The sequence below is a fragment of the Corynebacterium sp. LaCa54 genome, from assembly GCF_046717495.1.
GTDB lineage: Bacteria > Actinomycetota > Actinomycetes > Mycobacteriales > Mycobacteriaceae > Corynebacterium > Corynebacterium kefirresidentii.
On the sequence record NZ_CP177115.1, the window covers coordinates 1 to 16487 of the forward strand.

Annotated in this window: 13 protein-coding genes, 2 tRNA genes and 1 pseudogene; 10 read left to right on the forward strand and 6 right to left on the reverse strand. The window is 58.0% G+C overall.

Going from position 1 to position 16487, the window contains the following annotated elements; translation table 11 throughout:
* The 5 genes from dnaA (at position 1) to gyrB (ending at position 7501) form a co-directional block, all read left to right on the forward strand.
* Positions 1 to 1638 (forward strand): chromosomal replication initiator protein DnaA, encoded by a 1638-nt coding sequence (dnaA, locus tag ACLI1M_RS00005; protein WP_411706588.1) that lies wholly within the window; start codon positions 1 to 3, stop codon positions 1636 to 1638.
* Positions 1639 to 2337: 699 nt separating this feature from the next.
* Positions 2338 to 3519, forward strand: coding sequence for a DNA polymerase III subunit beta (gene dnaN / locus ACLI1M_RS00010; protein ID WP_248100278.1), 1182 nt, complete (start codon positions 2338 to 2340; stop codon positions 3517 to 3519).
* Positions 3519 to 4712: a DNA replication/repair protein RecF gene (gene recF / locus ACLI1M_RS00015; RefSeq protein WP_248100280.1), complete on the forward strand. Its 1194-nt coding sequence runs from the start codon at positions 3519 to 3521 to the stop codon at positions 4710 to 4712. Before dnaN ends, recF begins: the two co-directional genes overlap by 1 nt.
* Entirely contained in the window at positions 4705 to 5274 is a 570-nt protein-coding gene (locus tag ACLI1M_RS00020; RefSeq protein WP_200288483.1) for a DciA family protein, read from the forward strand. The genes recF and ACLI1M_RS00020 overlap by 8 nt, the downstream gene beginning before the upstream one ends.
* A gap of 157 nt (positions 5275 to 5431) precedes the next feature.
* Positions 5432 to 7501: a DNA topoisomerase (ATP-hydrolyzing) subunit B gene (gyrB, locus tag ACLI1M_RS00025; RefSeq protein ID WP_023020202.1), complete on the forward strand. Its 2070-nt coding sequence runs from the start codon at positions 5432 to 5434 to the stop codon at positions 7499 to 7501.
* Between the two features lie 69 nt (positions 7502 to 7570).
* On the opposite strand, the gene ACLI1M_RS00030 is transcribed toward gyrB, so the two are convergent.
* The 5 genes from ACLI1M_RS00030 to ACLI1M_RS00050 are packed head-to-tail and all read right to left on the reverse strand — an operon-like array spanning position 7571 to position 10428.
* Positions 7571 to 9046: an MFS transporter gene (locus ACLI1M_RS00030; protein ID WP_248100282.1), complete on the reverse strand. Its 1476-nt coding sequence runs from the start codon at positions 9044 to 9046 to the stop codon at positions 7571 to 7573.
* A gap of 41 nt (positions 9047 to 9087) precedes the next feature.
* A complete protein-coding gene (locus ACLI1M_RS00035) occupies positions 9088 to 9525 on the reverse strand; it encodes a DUF6918 family protein (protein ID WP_248100284.1) in 438 nt (145 codons plus the stop codon).
* Between the two features lie 20 nt (positions 9526 to 9545).
* Positions 9546 to 9902, reverse strand: coding sequence for a hypothetical protein (locus ACLI1M_RS00040; protein WP_023020205.1), 357 nt, complete (start codon positions 9900 to 9902; stop codon positions 9546 to 9548).
* Positions 9903 to 9939: 37 nt separating this feature from the next.
* Positions 9940 to 10200 carry a hypothetical protein gene (locus ACLI1M_RS00045; RefSeq protein ID WP_023020206.1) on the reverse strand — a complete coding sequence of 87 codons (261 nt, stop codon included), beginning with the start codon at positions 10198 to 10200 and terminating at the stop codon, positions 9940 to 9942.
* A 6-nt stretch (positions 10201 to 10206) separates the two neighbouring features.
* The gene (locus tag ACLI1M_RS00050) at positions 10207 to 10428 is read right to left on the reverse strand and encodes a CopG family transcriptional regulator (RefSeq protein WP_086588404.1); all 222 of its coding nucleotides are present in this window, start codon (positions 10426 to 10428) and stop codon (positions 10207 to 10209) included.
* A gap of 78 nt (positions 10429 to 10506) precedes the next feature.
* Between ACLI1M_RS00050 and gyrA the strand changes: the two genes are divergently transcribed.
* The 4 genes from gyrA (at position 10507) to ACLI1M_RS00070 (ending at position 13722) form a co-directional block, all read left to right on the forward strand.
* Positions 10507 to 13059, forward strand: coding sequence for a DNA gyrase subunit A (gene gyrA, locus ACLI1M_RS00055; protein ID WP_239207721.1), 2553 nt, complete (start codon positions 10507 to 10509; stop codon positions 13057 to 13059).
* A gap of 3 nt (positions 13060 to 13062) precedes the next feature.
* Positions 13063 to 13401, forward strand: a complete 339-nt coding sequence (locus ACLI1M_RS00060; RefSeq protein ID WP_239207722.1) for a DUF3566 domain-containing protein — start codon at positions 13063 to 13065, stop codon at positions 13399 to 13401.
* 162 nt (positions 13402 to 13563) lie between these two features.
* Positions 13564 to 13640, forward strand: a tRNA-Ile gene (locus ACLI1M_RS00065).
* Positions 13641 to 13649: 9 nt separating this feature from the next.
* Positions 13650 to 13722: transfer RNA gene (locus tag ACLI1M_RS00070), tRNA-Ala, on the forward strand.
* A 355-nt stretch (positions 13723 to 14077) separates the two neighbouring features.
* Here the strand turns inward: ACLI1M_RS00070 and ACLI1M_RS00075 are convergent.
* Positions 14078 to 15286 (reverse strand): annotated as a pseudogene (locus ACLI1M_RS00075) (IS110 family transposase).
* Between the two features lie 631 nt (positions 15287 to 15917).
* On the opposite strand from ACLI1M_RS00075, the gene ACLI1M_RS00080 reads away from it, so the two are divergent.
* Positions 15918 to 16421 (forward strand): ECF transporter S component, encoded by a 504-nt coding sequence (locus ACLI1M_RS00080; protein ID WP_236587136.1) that lies wholly within the window; start codon positions 15918 to 15920, stop codon positions 16419 to 16421.
* Positions 16422 to 16487 lie beyond the last annotated feature (66 nt).

Here is a 16487-nt window from a genome sequence, read left to right on the forward strand (position 1 = left end):
GTGACTGACCCACAAGCGAACCTGCATGCCATTTGGCGCGCGGTCGTTGATGACCTGCTCGCACAATCCGAGCAACCCAATTCCGAGGTCCCTAGTTTTTCCCATTCACAGCGCCTTTACCTTCAACTGGTCCGCCCCATCATGATGGTCGAGGGCTACACCCTCGTCGCCGCCGAGAATCTCGATGCCAAAAATGTGGTCGAAAATGAATTGGGCGAGTACATCGCCAAGGCCTTAACCCGACACCTCGGACGTCCCTGCTCCTTCGCGGTTACCTTGGCTACTCCGCAAGAACCACAACCACCGGCCACAGAGCCTTCTCCACAGGCAGCTCCCCCGCAACAGCAGCAGGCTCCGCAAGCGCAACAACCCCAGCACACGGAGCCTCCCCAGAACTACATTCCGCGCCCGCAACACTCTAATACCGGTACACAACCAGCGCCCGCACAAAACAACTGGCAATCCAGCCATGCCCCAGCCAGCTTGGATGAACTTGCCCAGCACTATAACCAGCAGCAGGCGCAGTCCGCGGGAAATTTCACCGACGCTAGCTCTAATTCCGCTCGCATCCCGCGCGAGGCTCCGGCACATGATCCCAACCGTGAAACTTCACTGAATCCGAAGCACACCTTCGATAGCTTCGTTATCGGTTCTTCGAATCGTTTTGCCAATGGGGCAGCCGTTGCTGTGGCCGAAAATCCCGCCCGTGCATATAACCCACTATTCATCTGGGGTGGCTCTGGTCTAGGCAAAACGCACCTTTTGCACGCCGCTGGTAATTACGCCCAGGTGCTGCACCCGGGTTTGCGCGTGAAATATGTGTCTTCGGAAGAATTTACGAATGACTATATTAATTCGCTGCGTGATGACCGCCAGGAATCCTTCAAACGGCGCTACCGCAATCTCGACATCTTGATGGTCGATGATATCCAGTTCTTGGAGGGCAAAGAATCCACCCAGGAAGAGTTCTTCCATACTTTCAATGCGCTGCACCAAGCCAATAAGCAGATCATTTTGTCTTCGGACCGCCCGCCGAAGCAGCTGACAACGCTGGAGGATCGCCTCCGCACGCGCTTTGAAGGCGGTCTTATTACCGATATTCAGCCACCAGATCTGGAAACGCGCATCGCGATTTTGATGAAGAAGGCGGCAAATGACGGCACCGAGGTGGATCGCTCCGTGCTTGAGCTCATTGCCTCGCGCTTTGAATCTTCCATTCGCGAGCTCGAAGGCGCACTTATCCGCGTTTCGGCCTATTCCTCTTTGGTAGATGAGCCAATCAACGTAGAGATGGCGGAAATCGCATTGCGCGATTTGGCCCCGGATTCCGCTGATCGGCAGATCACCGCTACCTCAATCATGGAGGTCACGGCAGACTTCTTCGATATTGATGTAGAAACTCTGCGCGGCGCCGGCAAGAAGCGCGCGGTAGCGCATGCTCGCCAGCTGGCGATGTATTTGTGCCGCGAGCTTACCGAGCTGTCCCTGCCCAAGATCGGTGAACAGTTCGGCGGTAAGGACCACACCACCGTCATTTATGCCGATCGCAAAATCCGCAAAGAGATGACTGAAAAGCGCAATACCTATGACGAGATCCAGGCGCTTACCCAACGCATCAAGAATCGCAGTCGCGCCTAAGTCTTAGCGTGCTGCCTCCGCGCTCTCCTTTATATAAGGAGGGCGCTTTTGTTTTCCCGCTCCCGTTTCCCAGATTTCGCCGGGGTCACTTGGGGTTGAAACCAGCTAGAAAGCTAGACAGAATCCTCCACGCCGCACCGGCACACCCTTGTAATTTCACAAATAAGGCCCGAAACCCTCTAAAAAGGGCCGTTTATCTGCAAGAAAAGTTATCCACAGCGTTATTCACACTTGTGTAATTTCATCTTTGTAATTCATAGATCTTACTCACAGTTTTTGATTCCACAGGCCTTGTGCTGGGAGAACCACCCTGTGATCAGTGTTGTGTGTAGATCAGTGATCAAATGACAAAACCTGTGGATAAAACGGCGATCCCACTAGTTGTCCACAATTCACCCCGATTGATCACAGCAAGATCACAAGATTTGCCACACCCCAGATCTGCGCCATGAACTTGTCATTTACCTAGTTACCCACAGATCCCACAGCGCTTATTACTACTACTAAATTATTTCTCTGATCTGTATAGAAGAAAGAGGGTGTGTGGAATTCGGCCCGCCCCGCCTCCGGCCAGGCGCGGATCGAGCGGGCAAAGATGGAATTACACGTTGTGGCGCACCGCGCCCAATGCGGTAAGTTGGAAGCCAGTCTTTTGTAAGTAACAAATTTCCTACTTGCCTCAGAGGAGCTCTTCGCACCATGGATGAAGCCGTGTCATTTCGCGTTGCCAAAGATGACCTTGCCAACGCCGTAGCGTGGGTTGCTCGCAGCCTGCCTTCCAAGGTCACTCAGCCCGTGCTTCGCGCGATGTTGATCACCGCGGATGACAATGGTCTTGAGTTCACCGGCTTCGATTATGAGGTTTCTACCCGCGTCCGCATCGCCGGCATGGTGGATGAGCCCGGACAGATTGCGGTAGCCGGCAAGCTCCTCTCCGATATCGTTGCTTCTTTGCCCAACAAGGAAGTAGAGATCTCCCAGGTAGATTCCAAGGCACTGGTTACTTGTGGTTCCTCTCGCTTCGAGCTGCCACTGATCCCACTGGATGATTACCCTCAGCTTCCGGTATTGCCAGAGGTTACGGGCACTATCCAGCCACAGCTTTTCGTCGAGGCCATCCACCAGGTCGCTGCCGCAGCCGGCAAGGATGACACTCTGCCTATGCTCACCGGTGTGCACATGGATATCCATGGCAAAGACATTGAGATGACGGCAACGGACCGTTTCCGTCTGGCCATGCGCACCTTGGAATGGGAGCCGAAGTCCCCGGATGTCGAAGCCAAGCTATTGGTACCTGCTAAGACCCTCCAGGAAACCGGCCGTTCCTTGGATCCGCATCTCAACATTCCGGTAGAGATTGCCGTGGGCACCGATGACAATATTGGTGCCGATGGCCTCTTTGGTCTGCACGCTGATAATCGCGAAACCACCACGCGCATGCTGGATGCGGACTTTCCCAATGTGCAGCCGCTGCTGCCGAAGAATCACACCAATATTGCCTCCATTGAGGTGGCACCGCTGCAGGAAGCAATCCGTCGCGTTTCTTTGCTGACGGATCGTAATGCACAGATTCGCATGGAATTCGCCGATGGGCAGGTAACCCTATCTGCCGGCGCGGATGCCGGTAATGCGACCGAGACCTTGCCGTGCGCTTTCCATGGCCGCGATGAGTTTCTCATTGCCTTCAATCCGGGCTACCTCAAAGATGGCTTGGCAGTCATCAACACCGACCGCGTGGTCTTCGGCTTCACCGAGCCTTCCCGCCCAGCCATTATGATCCCAGAACCGGAAGAGCTGCCTGAGGCCGATGAAGATGGCAACTTCCCCACGCCGAAGACCAACTTCACCTACCTGCTCATGCCGGTTCGCCTGCCGGGCTAATGTACGTCAGGGATCTCGATGTTCGGGATTTTCGCTCATGGCCCGAACTTAATGTGCAGCTAGGGCCCGGGATCACCCTTTTTGTCGGGCGCAATGGCTTTGGCAAGACCAATATCGTCGAGGCCATTGGTTATACTGCCCATCTTTCCTCCCATCGCGTATCTCACGATGCACCGTTGGTGCGGCAGGGTGCCGATAGTGCACGGGTGTCTATTACCGCGGTGAACCAGGGCCGCGAGCTCACTACCCATTTGCTGATTAAACCCCACGCGGCCAATCAAGCGCAGATCAATCGCACGCGCCTGCGCAGCCCCCGTGAGCTGCTGGGCGTGGTAAAAACGGTGCTCTTTTCCCCGGAGGATTTGGCCTTGGTGCGCGGGGAGCCGGCCGGACGGCGCGCTTATCTCGATAGCATCATTGCCTCGCGGACTCCGCGCCTTGCGGGTGTAAAGGCCGACTATGACAAGGTACTCAAGCAGCGCAATGCCTTGCTGAAATCAGCCTCCGGCAGCCTGCGCCGCGGCTATTCCGATAGCGACGGTGCCGCCGCATTGGCTACCTTGGATACCTGGGATGCGCAGCTTGCCCGGCTCGGCGCCCAAGTAATCGCCGCGCGCCTTGCGCTTGTCGACGCCCTCTTGGACCACATCCCCGCCGCTTATTCCGGCCTGGCACCAGAATCGCGGCTGGCGCAGGTGGAATATAAGTCCACTATCGATACCTCGGATCGCGAGGTACTAGAGGCCGTCTTGCTTACCGAGTTGGCCACCGCCCGGCAGCGCGAGATTGAACGCGGCATTTCCCTGGTGGGCCCGCACCGCGACGATCTGGTGCTTAATCTGGGTGATCAGCCGGCCAAGGGCTTTGCCAGCCATGGTGAGACGTGGTCCTATGCCATTGCGCTGCGCCTGGCGGAGTTTAATCTGCTGCGGCAAGAGGGAGGATCGGATCCGGTGCTCATTTTGGATGATGTATTTGCCGAGCTTGACGCCAAGCGCCGCAAGCAGCTTGTCCACCTGGCCGCCGAGGCCGAGCAGGTGCTCATTACCGCGGCGGTAGATGAGGACCTACCGGGGAACTTGGAACCCATCGTGCGCTACCGCGTGAGCGTGGAAGATACCGATACCGGCCGCATCTCCAAGCTCAGCGCTGAGGATGCCGTTGAGGATGGGGATGGTGACAAGGATGAGTGAGGAACAAGGGGGCGTCGGCAAGCAGCGCATTGATCCTGTCACCCAGTACTTTAAATTGGTACGGTCCACCTCCAAGAACCCGCCGAAGCTAACCCGCCTTGTGCCGAAGATGCCGGTGCCCTCTCTAGAGAAGGCACAAAAGCAGGGGTATATGGGCTATCAACGGGGCATTCCTACGGGACCAGATGGCAGGAAGAAACGGCGAACGCTGGCGGTGCCGAGCCTGGGAGCCCAAATCAGCCGCGAGGTAGTCAATCGCGGCTGGGAGCACGACTTGGCCAATGGTTGGGTGATGGGTAATTGGGAGAATCTCGTGGGCGAGCGCATCGCCGCCCATACGCAGCCGCAACGGATTAAGGACAAGGTTGTCTATGTGTCCTGCGATAACTCCACCTGGGCTACGGAGCTGCGCTATCTGCAGCGACAAATCCTGCGGAAAATCTCTGACCGCCTAGGCCCGGATGTCATTGTTGAGCTGCGCATTCATGGGCCCAAGCAGCAGCGAAATTATGAGGGGCGGCAGTGGGTGAAACCACAAGGATCGCAAGATACGTATGGCTAATAGGTTGCACTTGGATCCGACCTTTAAATCCTAAATAACCTCAGAGCGCGCCAGATTCCTATCTCTCACGGGTGTGGGGTGTCTTTCAGTAGGGGGTATCCGTGTAGAATAGTTAAAGTCTTAGAATTAGCTATAGCCAAAAGGAGAGCACGAATCCGTGGCTGAAGAACACGCATATGATGCCGGGTCAATTACGATCCTGGAGGGCCTCGAGGCCGTCCGTAAGCGCCCCGGCATGTACATTGGTTCGACCGGTTCGCGCGGCCTGCACCACCTCATTTGGGAGATCGTTGATAACTCCGTCGATGAGGCTATGGCCGGCTACGCCGATAAGGTTACCGTCAAACTGCTGGAAGATGGCGGCGTCGAGGTCATCGATAATGGCCGTGGTATCCCGGTAGAAATGCACGCCTCCGGCGCACCTACCGTCCAAGTGGTCATGACGCAGCTGCACGCCGGCGGTAAATTCGACTCCGACTCCTACGCCGTATCTGGCGGCCTGCACGGCGTCGGCATTTCCGTGGTGAACGCGCTTTCTACCCGCGTAGAAGCGGAAATTAAACGCGATGGTAAGCACTGGTATCAAAACTTCCAGAACGCCGTCCCGGATGATCTCGTTGAGGGCGGCAACGCCCGCGGCACGGGTACCAAAATCCGCTTCTGGGCGGATCCGGAAGTATTTGAAACTACCGAGTACGATTACGACATCATTGCTCGCCGCCTGCAGGAAATGGCCTTCCTGAATAAGGGCCTATCCATTGAGCTCATCGATGAGCGCGTTACCGAAGAGCAGATCGAGCTGGAAGAAATCGCCGATGCAGAATCCGGCGAGACCAGTGCGGATGAAACCTCCTTCGATGATGCCCCGGACGCTGGCGATACTTTCAACGAAGAATCCGGTGAAGCGGCGGAAGCTGCGGCGGAAAAGAAGCGCCGCAAGAAGATCACCTTCCACTACCCGGATGGCTTGACCGATTACGTCAAGTACCTCAATAAGTCCAAGACCGCGATCCACCCGACTATCGTTTCTTTCGATGCCAAGGGCGAAGATCATGAGGTGGAAGTAGCACTGCAGTGGAACCAGGGCTATAAGCAGTCCGTGCACACTTTTGCTAATACCATCAATACCCACGAGGGCGGCACGCATGAAGAGGGCTTCCGCGCGGCCCTAACCTCCCTGATGAACCGCTATGCCAAGGAGCATAAGCTCATCAAGGAAAAGGATGGCAACCTCTCCGGCGATGACTGCCGCGAGGGCTTGGCCGCCGTCATTTCCGTCAAGGTGGGCGATCCGCAGTTCGAGGGCCAGACCAAGACCAAGCTGGGCAATTCCGAAATCAAGGGCTTTGTCCAGCGTGCGGTGAACGAGCACGTCAATGACTGGTTCGATGCCAATCCGGCTGAGGCAAAGGCCATTATCAATAAGGCCGTGTCCTCCGCACATGCTCGCATGGCTGCCCGCAAGGCCCGCGAGATGGTGCGCCGCAAATCTGCCACCGACCTGGGCGGTCTGCCCGGCAAGCTCGCGGATTGCCGCTCCAAGGACCCGAAGATTTCCGAGCTCTACATCGTGGAGGGTGACTCCGCAGGTGGTTCCGCTAAGGGCGGCCGTGATTCCATGTTCCAGGCCATCTTGCCTCTGCGCGGCAAGATCTTGAACGTGGAGAAGGCCCGCATGGATAAGGTCCTCAAGAATGCTGAGGTCCAGGCGATTATTACTGCACTGGGTACCGGTATCCACGAGGAATTCGACATCAAGAAGCTGCGCTACGACAAGATCGTGCTCATGGCCGATGCCGACGTCGACGGCCAGCACATTGCCACGCTGCTATTGACCCTGCTCTTCCGCTTCATGCCCCAGTTGGTTGAGGACGGGCACGTGTACCTGGCTAACCCGCCGCTGTACAAGCTCAAGTGGTCCAAGGGCACTCCGGGCTATGCCTTTTCCGACGACGAGCGCGATAAGCTGTTGGCCGAGGGTCTGGAGCAAAACCGCAAGATCAACAAGGATGACGGCATCCAGCGCTACAAGGGTCTGGGCGAGATGAACGCCGCCGAGCTATGGGAAACTACGCTCGACCCGAGCACCCGCATCCTGCGCCGCGTGGATTTGGAAGACGCGCAGCGCGCCGATGAGCTCTTCTCCATCCTCATGGGTGACGATGTCTCGGCCCGCCGTTCCTTTATTACCCGCCGCGCCAAGGACGTCCGCTTCCTGGATATCTAAAGCGCAGCACAAAGCCCACCGTGGAATTTCTGCGGTGGGCTTTAATTGTGGCGTTTTAAAGCGCGATCCCTAGGCCTGGGAGCTGCGCTGATCCGCTACGGCGAATCCCAGGGAGGCAAGACACATGGACAGGATGACGCCGAAGCCGGCGACGATGGAAAGCGGCCAGTCCGCGTTCGTGCCGTGCAAGGTGGCAAAGACTATGGCCGTGATGACGGCAAGACCGATGGCCGTGCCGATGCGCTGGCCGGTCTGGAGGACAGCGCCCGACGATCCAGCGTAGGCCTGAGGGACATGTGCCAAGGTGAGCGTCTGGTTAGGGGAGATGACCGAGCCTTGCCCGCCGCCCACCAAGGAGAGCGACAGGACCATCCACCATTCGCTGGTGCCCCATTGCTCGGTGGCCCAGATGAGCGCAATGGTGGAAACGAGCCCGGAGATGGTCACCATCATGCCGATAACCACGACCTTGCGGCCGTGGACGGACACTGACCGGCCGGCCAGTGTGGCAGAAATAGAGCTCAACAAAGCGGCTGGAATGCCTACGGATCCGGCAGCGAGGGCGGAGTGCCCGAGACCGCTTTGGAAGTAGAGCGCGACGAGCACCCAAATGCTGGTAATACCCATAAACCACAAGGTGGCGATGATGGTGCCATTGCGAAAGCTCGCAGTAGCAAAGATATTAAGATCCACCATTGGTGGATGACCGGTGGCCTTGTGTCGTCGCTCCCACAGCACCCATGCCACCAGTAAAAACGCGCCCAGGAGCAGCAGCCACCACACGCCAGGTGTTCCAGAAGACTCCATGAAGGGGAAGAGGATGGCCCACACGGCGGCGCCAAGGATCACAGCACCAATGGGATCAAGGGTGGCTAGGGTCTTGAAAATTCCCAGTTTATTGCCCATTTCATCGCGTACACGAGAAAACAGCGGCCGCGGAAACCACATCAATCCCAAGATGATGGCAATAAGGCCGACGGGGAAATTGACCAGCATGGTCAACCGCCAGCCCAGGTCCGCGCCACCCAGGCGTATGAGCAAGCCGCCAAGTACCGGTCCAATGGCCACGGCGAGGCCCACCGTGGAGCCAAAATAGCCGAAGGCGCGGGCCCGCTCGGGGCCGCGGAAGTACTGCTGGATCATGCCCACGCCCTGGGGATTAAGCAGGCCAGCACCTATGCCTTGGATAAAGCGGGCGGCATTGAGTGCCTCAGCATTAGGGGCAAAACCGGCGACTGCGGCGCTGATGGAATAGATAGCGATGCCAGCTAGAAAGATGCCGCCGCGGCCGACGAGATCTCCGGCGCGGCCGGCCGCCACGAGGATGACGCCGAAAGTGAGCGCATAGCCGGAGAGCACCCATTGCACATCCGAATTAGAGGCCCCTAAACCCGATTGAATAGAGGGCAGGGCCACATTAACAATGGATACGCTCAGCAGCGACATAAAAAGCGCCGTGAGCAAAACGATAAGTACCCGCCAGCGAGCGGGATCTTGGCCGGCGGGGTACTCGGTCTGGTTAGCTGCGGAAGTAGTCACTTCCACACTTATACCTGGCGTTTAGAAGGCGATTCAACTGCCGGAATCTACATATGCTTCTGCAGCACGCGGCCGAAATCCGGAACCGCAGGGGTGAGGAATTTCGAAGCCTTAGCGCGCAGGGAGTTATAAGGCTTGGATAGTGCGGGGGAGTTGACCTGCTCGGCATGCTTATCGGCTACCGCCATGATGGCATCACTGACCTCGGCGCTGCGCGGCTCCAGGAAGGAACCGAAATCCTGCTCAGAGCTGTTTTCAAACTCTTGCCAGTGCGGGTCCATAGCGTCGAGGACATCCGGTAGCACGCGGCCTAGCGCCTTGGTGATGATGGCGGAGTCGACCTTCTTCGCGGCGGCGACTGCGCCCTTCAGCGCCATGCCGGTAATGCCCGATTGCTTGGCGACGACCCCCTCAACCAGCTCGCCACAATCGCTAATCACCGCAGTGCGCTGCGGACCTGACATAAGTTCAGAAAGATGTCCCATGCTGCACCACCTTACGCGAGTTAAGCCGGCTGTCCCGGCAGGCCAGGGAGGTTGGCCTGAATGGCAGCAATCTGATCGGCGATCTGGCCCAAGCCAGCATCGCGGGCTGCCTTTTCCAGATCCACGTTGGGGGAGTAGAGGGCCACGGCGCTGGCCAGGGCGGTGACGCCCGCGGCCGCTGCGGTGATGATCAACGTGAGATCCAGCTGGGAAGAACCGGTAGAGGAACCACCAGTCTGGCCCTGTTCAAATTCCGGATTTACCTCGTCTTTCCAGGAATCCGCCTCAGCTGCAGTAGCGGTAGGAGCAGTGACGGCGGTGGCAGCTAGGGCAACGGCCGTAAGGCTCGATACGGCGATCTTCTTGACGTGGGACATGGTGCTAGTTCCTTCCTTGGGTCACTCTTCCCAAAACTTAGGCAACTTCTTTAACACTAAGGTAGACGCGCACGGTGAACTTTGCGAACTCTGCGTTATACCCGCTCAGCGCCGGAACGCGGGCTAAAACCTCCGCCATAGCGCGGGCGGCATCGCGGTGGCTATCGTGGATGGCTATTCCTTCCACCTTGGCAGTGCTGGCCGCCGCAGCGGCCGCAAGAGCAGCAAAATTGGTGACGCGGACGTTAAAGCGCGCGCAAAACTCGCGTGCCAAAAGGTAGAGCTGTTCGGTACTCATGATCACCTAGGACTGCGTGGGCCGGGCGCGGCGGATTTCCGCCTCCAGCTCAGCGCGGCCGGGGAGGAGGGCGCGGGCGGTGGATTGCACGTGGGCGTCGGCAAGCGTGCGGGCTGCCGCCGCAACGATGGCGCGCACTACCGCTTCATGTTTGGAGGTACCCTGCGCCGAGGCCAGCAGGGTGAGCGCGTGGTCTTGTTCGGCCGTAAGCCGCAATGTCATTGCCATGCCTTAGTGATACCACGGTGATACCATGCGTGCGGCAATTCGGGCCCTGAAAGGCGCTAAAGGGTAGAATCTGGCGTTATGAGTGACAATAACGACGATCTTTTTGATCGCATATTTCCCATTGACATTAATGAGGAGATGGAGTCGAGCTACATCGACTACGCCATGTCCGTCATCGTCGGCCGTGCCCTGCCGGAGGTGCGCGATGGACTAAAGCCGGTGCACCGCCGCATCCTCTACGCGATGTTCGATTCCGGTTACCGGCCGGAGCGCGGCTACGTAAAGTCCGCCCGCCCGGTCTCGGACACCATGGGTCAGTTCCACCCGCACGGTGACTCCGCCATCTATGACACCTTGGTGCGCTTGGCCCAGTCGTGGAATATGCGCTACCCACTGGTGGATGGGCAGGGTAACTTCGGCTCCCGCGGTAACGATGGCCCAGCAGCAATGCGTTATACGGAGTGTAAGCTCACTCCGCTGGCCATGGAGATGGTGCGCGATATCCGCGAAAACACCGTTGATTTCTCGCCCAACTACGATGGCAAAACCAGCGAGCCGGACGTACTGCCGTCCCGCGTTCCAAACCTGCTGATGAACGGTTCGGGCGGCATTGCCGTGGGTATGGCCACCAATATCCCTCCGCATAACCTCAACGAGCTGGCTGAGGCCATCTACTGGCTACTGGATAATCCAGACGCCGATGAAGAGGCTGCGCTGGAAGCCTGCATGGAACGCGTTAAGGGCCCGGATTTCCCCACCGCGGGCCTCATCGTGGGCGATCAGGGCATCAAGGATGCCTACACCACCGGCCGCGGATCCATCCGTATGCGCGGCGTGACCTCCATCGAGGAATCTGGATCCCGCCAGACCATTGTGATTACCGAGCTGCCGTTCCAGGTCAACCCGGATAACCTCATCTCCAATATCGCGGAGTCCGTGGCCAGCGGCAAGATCGCGGGTATTTCCAAGATTGAGGATGAGTCCTCCGACCGCGTTGGCATGCGCATCGTCGTCACCCTCAAGCGCGACGCCGTGGCCCGCGTGGTGCTCAATAACCTCTACAAGCATTCCCAGCTGCAGACGTCCTTCGGTGCCAACATGCTCTCCATTGTCGATGGCGTGCCGCGCACTCTCCGCCTGGATCAGATGCTGCGCTACTACGTGGAGCACCAGATCGAGGTCATCGTTCGCCGCACCCAGTACCGCCTGAATGAGGCCGAAAAGCGCGCCCACATCTTGCGCGGTTTGGTCAAGGCACTGGACATGCTCGATGAGGTCATCGCCCTTATTCGCCGTTCGCCCACCGTGGACGAAGCGCGCGAGGGCTTGAAGGAGCTTCTCGACGTCGACGATATCCAGGCCGATGCCATCCTGGCCATGCAGCTACGCAAGCTGGCTGCCCTGGAGCGCCAAAAGATCATCGATGAATTGGCGGAAATCGAGCGCGAGATCGCTGATCTGAAGGATATCCTCGCCCGCGAGGAGCGCCAGCGCCAGATTGTCCACGATGAGCTGGCAGAGATCGTCGATAAGTATGGCGATGAACGCCGCACCGAAATCATTCCGGCAACCGGCGATGTGACCGATGAGGATCTTATCGCCCGCGAAAACGTTGTAGTCACCATTACTTCCACGGGCTACGCTAAGCGCACCAAGGTGGATTCCTACAAGGCGCAAAAGCGTGGTGGCAAGGGCGTACGCGGCGCTGAGCTCAAGCAGGACGATATTGTCAAGAACTTCTTCGTCTGCTCCACTCACGACTGGATCTTGTTCTTTACCAACTTCGGCCGTGTTTACCGCCTCAAGGCCTATGAGCTGCCAGAGGGCGGTCGCGCCGCACGCGGCCAACACGTGGCTAACCTGCTGGAATTCCAGCCGGAAGAAAAGATCGCGCAGGTCATCCAGATCCAGTCCTACGAGGATGCTCCTTACCTGGTTCTCGCCACCCAGCAGGGCCGCGTGAAGAAGTCCCGTTTGACCGATTATGAGTCCGCGCGTTCCGCTGGCCTTATCGCCATCAACCTCAACGAGGGCGATGCGCTCATTGGTGCACAGCTCGTCTCCGAGGGCGATGACATCCTGCTCACCTCCGAGCAGGGGCAGGCCATCCGCTTTACTGCGGACGACGACCAGCTGCGCCCCATGGGCCGCGCTACCGCTGGTGTGAAGGGCATGCGCTTCCGCGGCGATGACCAGCTGCTGTCCATGTCGGTAGTCCACGATGGCGAGTTCCTCTTGGTTGCCACCTCCGGCGGCTACGGCAAGCGCACCGCTATCGAGGAATACACCACGCAGGGCCGCGGTGGCCTTGGTGTTATGACCTTCAAGTACACCCCGAAGCGCGGCAAGCTTATCGGCGCCATCTCTGTGGATGAGGATGATGAAATCTTCGCCATTACCTCCGCCGGTGGCGTCATCCGCACCGAGGTGGACCAGATTCGTCCGTCCTCCCGTGCGACCATGGGTGTGCGCTTGGTGAACCTGGCCGACGATGTCGAACTGCTTGCCATCGACCGCAACGTCGAAGAAGATGGTGAGGAAGACGCTCAAGCTGTGGCTAAGGGCGAAAAGACCGTGGATGAAGTCCAGCAGGAGCACAAGGCTGGCGATGCTTCCAAGGATGAGGAGTAATTAATGGCACGACGAGACGTAACGATTACGCGAATCTCGCCTATCTCGGCGTTCCGCGTCGGTCTGGCCCTGTCACTCGTCGGACTGATCGCCTGGATGCTGGCCGTATGCCTGCTTTATATTGGCCTGAACCAGGTGGGGATTTGGGAATCGCTCAATAGCCTCGTCGGCGGCGTCGGCGGCGGATTCGAGGTCACCTTCGGTGTCGTCATCTCCGCCTCCGCGCTCATCGGCGTTATTTTCGCCGTTCTCCTTACGTTGCTGGCACCACTGATGGCGGTTATTTACAACGCCATCGTGGACGTCTTTGGCGGCCTGCGGGTCGACCTAGACAGCCGCTAGCGCCTCTCTTGCGGTTGAAGATACCGGCACCTTCGGGTGCCGGTATTTTTCTTTCTTTCGTGCGAATCTTTCCCCGCTTTTGAGTTGCCGGAAATATCTGCTGAACAGGCGATTTGTGTAAATCCGGGGATAGTATGTAGAGTTAATTCTCGTTCCGCACAAGGGCCTATAGCTCAGTCGGTTAGAGCGCATCGCTGATAACGATGAGGTCGCTGGTTCGATTCCAGCTAGGCCCACCACGGAACAATGGGGCATTAGCTCAATTGGTAGAGCATCTGCTTTGCAAGCAGAAGGTCAGGAGTTCGATTCTCCTATGCTCCACAGCATGTAGTCCGGCTTCCTCTTCGGAGGGGCCGGACATTTTTCATTTCTGCGCTCATTCTCAAGCACTCTGAGAAGTGACACAATGGCGAGTGATTTACTCGGATCACCATTTTCGTCCATATAGACCAGCAAAACCGTCGACGAAAACCGAGTTTTGGATGGACGATATCGTTGAAGACAACGGCTAAGCCAGTCTCGAAAAGGGGGTGTTCCTATATAGGTTGTCAACTCCGTGGGTGGGCTTGTTGGGGGTGTGAAGGGTTTCTGCTTCGTCTCGTAGATGTTGTTTTGGGTACCTTGAGGAGCCGGTTGGGCTTGCTGTGCAATCGGCTTGGATGGGGGTCTGTTGGCTTTAGGCTGCTGCAGCCTCCTGAGCTGTAGAGATGTCTCGGTAGTGCTCGCCGTTTCGCATCATGGAGAAGAGAGCGTTGAGGCGTCGGCGTGCGAGTGCGACGACTGCGGCGTTGTGTCTTTTGCCTTCTTTGCGTTTTCGTTCATAGAATTGCCGGGAACGCTCGTGGAATCTGATCGATGCAAAAGACGATTGCCATAGGGCGTTCTTTAATTTTTGTTGCCAGCGCGGTTGGGTGAATTCGGCATAATGGACGTTCCTGATTGATTTGTCCGTGGTGATAGGCCTGTATAGGACGCTAGGTGCGCTGCATCGGGGAGGTCGGACATATCGCCAACAGTCATGAGGATCTGCGCGGCGCTACGTGGGCCGATGCCGGGCATGGATAAAAGAATCTCGGTTTGAGGAATGTCTTGAATGAGCTTGAGTACCTGTGCTTCGATTTCCTTGCGATGCTCGAGTTTGGCCAGTGCGTCTTTGGCGGACATTGCTACGCCAAGTTCGGCGTATTCTGCGCCGGCAATGGACACGGTCTGTCCGTGGATGGCAGCAAGCATGGCATCGATGACAGGCTCGGGATTGCGCGCTTTGTGACTGCGCGCAAAGGCTGCTAGGCGTGTTTTACCGATGCGTCGAATCTTGGTGGGGCCGCCGTATTTTGCAAGTAGGTGGAGGATCCATTTTCGGTGAATCATCTGTCCGCGCAGGACATGTTCGAATGCAGGATAGGTTCCCACGAGCGCGGATCGCATCTGGTTAATTAGGCGTGTGTAGGCCCGGGCGAGGTCTTCGTCGATACCGTTGAGAACTTTTGGCTGGGTAAAGACTTCCTCAACGCGGTCGACGCTGCGCAGGGAGTCCGGAAGGTTAAGACCGGCATGGGCGATAACGTAGGCGTCGCGTACATCGGTCTTTGAGTTGCCGACGTGGATGCGAGAGAGCTGTCGCATCGCAAGCCCTGGTAGATAGCGATCGTCTGCCCCCCATGTCTTGGGCGACTGCGACGGTTAATCGGCCGATGTTGTTGGGCTGATCGACAATGACAAGGACCGAGGCGTTGTCGGCGAGGAATTGGCCGAAGAGCTTGCGTAGCGAGCCTTCATGCTGATTGATGCGTTTGGACAGGACTTGCCTGCCTTGGGGATCGAGGACGCAGGCGTGGTGGAAGTATTTGCCGACGTCCACGCCAATGACGAAGTCATAGGCCATGGGTGTGTTCCTCCTAGCGATGAATTAGAAGTTGGACTATTTGAGCTTCATCGCTGGGGGTGGTCGGACATACTTAGTACTGGCATCTACATTACTGTGAGACCTCATACCACCTGGGCTGGGTCAGGTTCCTATTGAGCTGTTTGAGTATGTCACTGTCTTCGGCGGCATCACCCCCGGATCATTTTCAGACAGGGGCGGGAATAAGCCATACCGAAGCCAGCGACTAGTTCTACTGTCCTTTCAGACGGAGGGAACGGAAATAAACATAACCCGCCCAATCGGGTGGACAGGCTATGAATCTTCGGTGCCCTGAGGTGGAACTGCTAACAACGAAATGGGGGGGAACGGGGGCAAAGTCAATAATTCGAGTCTGGCATAAGTTGATAAGGATTGCCTAACCTAATACTGTTTCAAGTTATGGTCCCGATCGGGAATCGGCAACGGAAGCGAGGCGGCGACGATGAACAGAAAACGTGGATCGACCAGAGAACCCCTCTCCGGAGGGGGAGTCGGGGACGCGGGCCCGGACGGGACGGGCGACGGCGACGCGGTGGCGTCGCAGACGGACGACGGGCGGTTGGTACACGTCGCACCGGTCGCAGCGGGTGGCCGACCATCCACCCGCGATATGCTCGTCGCCGCCGCGATCGGCGTCGCGGGGTCTCTCGTCGTCGTGCCCCTGACCTACCTGCAGGTGTTCGCTGGCATCGCCCACGTTTATCTCGTCGCGGCGACGCTCGGGTTGTGGTTTCTGCAGTGCGTCGTTCCCCTCATCGTCGTCCGCAAGCCTGGCGCGAGCCTCATCGCGTGCCTTGCCATGGGCGTCGTGTCCGCGGCGACCACCCCGTTCGGCGTCGCCGCGATCGGGGCGCTGATCATGGAAGGATTGCTCATCGAGCTTCCGTTCATGGTCACCCTGTACCGGCGGTGGACGCGTCCCCAGTTCGTGGCGTCGGCGATGTTGTTCTCCGCGATGATGGGAACGATGGCCCCGCGCGCAGTTGGCGTCAACTCGCCGACCACGCCCATGACCCTGATCAGCTTCGGCGTAGCCTTGGCATCGAGCCTGGTGTTTTTGGTCCTGGGCTTTGCCGTCGCAAAGGGTCTTCGCAGTCGCGAGGTCACCCGGTGACCGGCGGAGCGCCCGTGTGCGCCGGTGCGACACGCGGGACGGCCCCGGCCCGGTTACGGGTCAGTG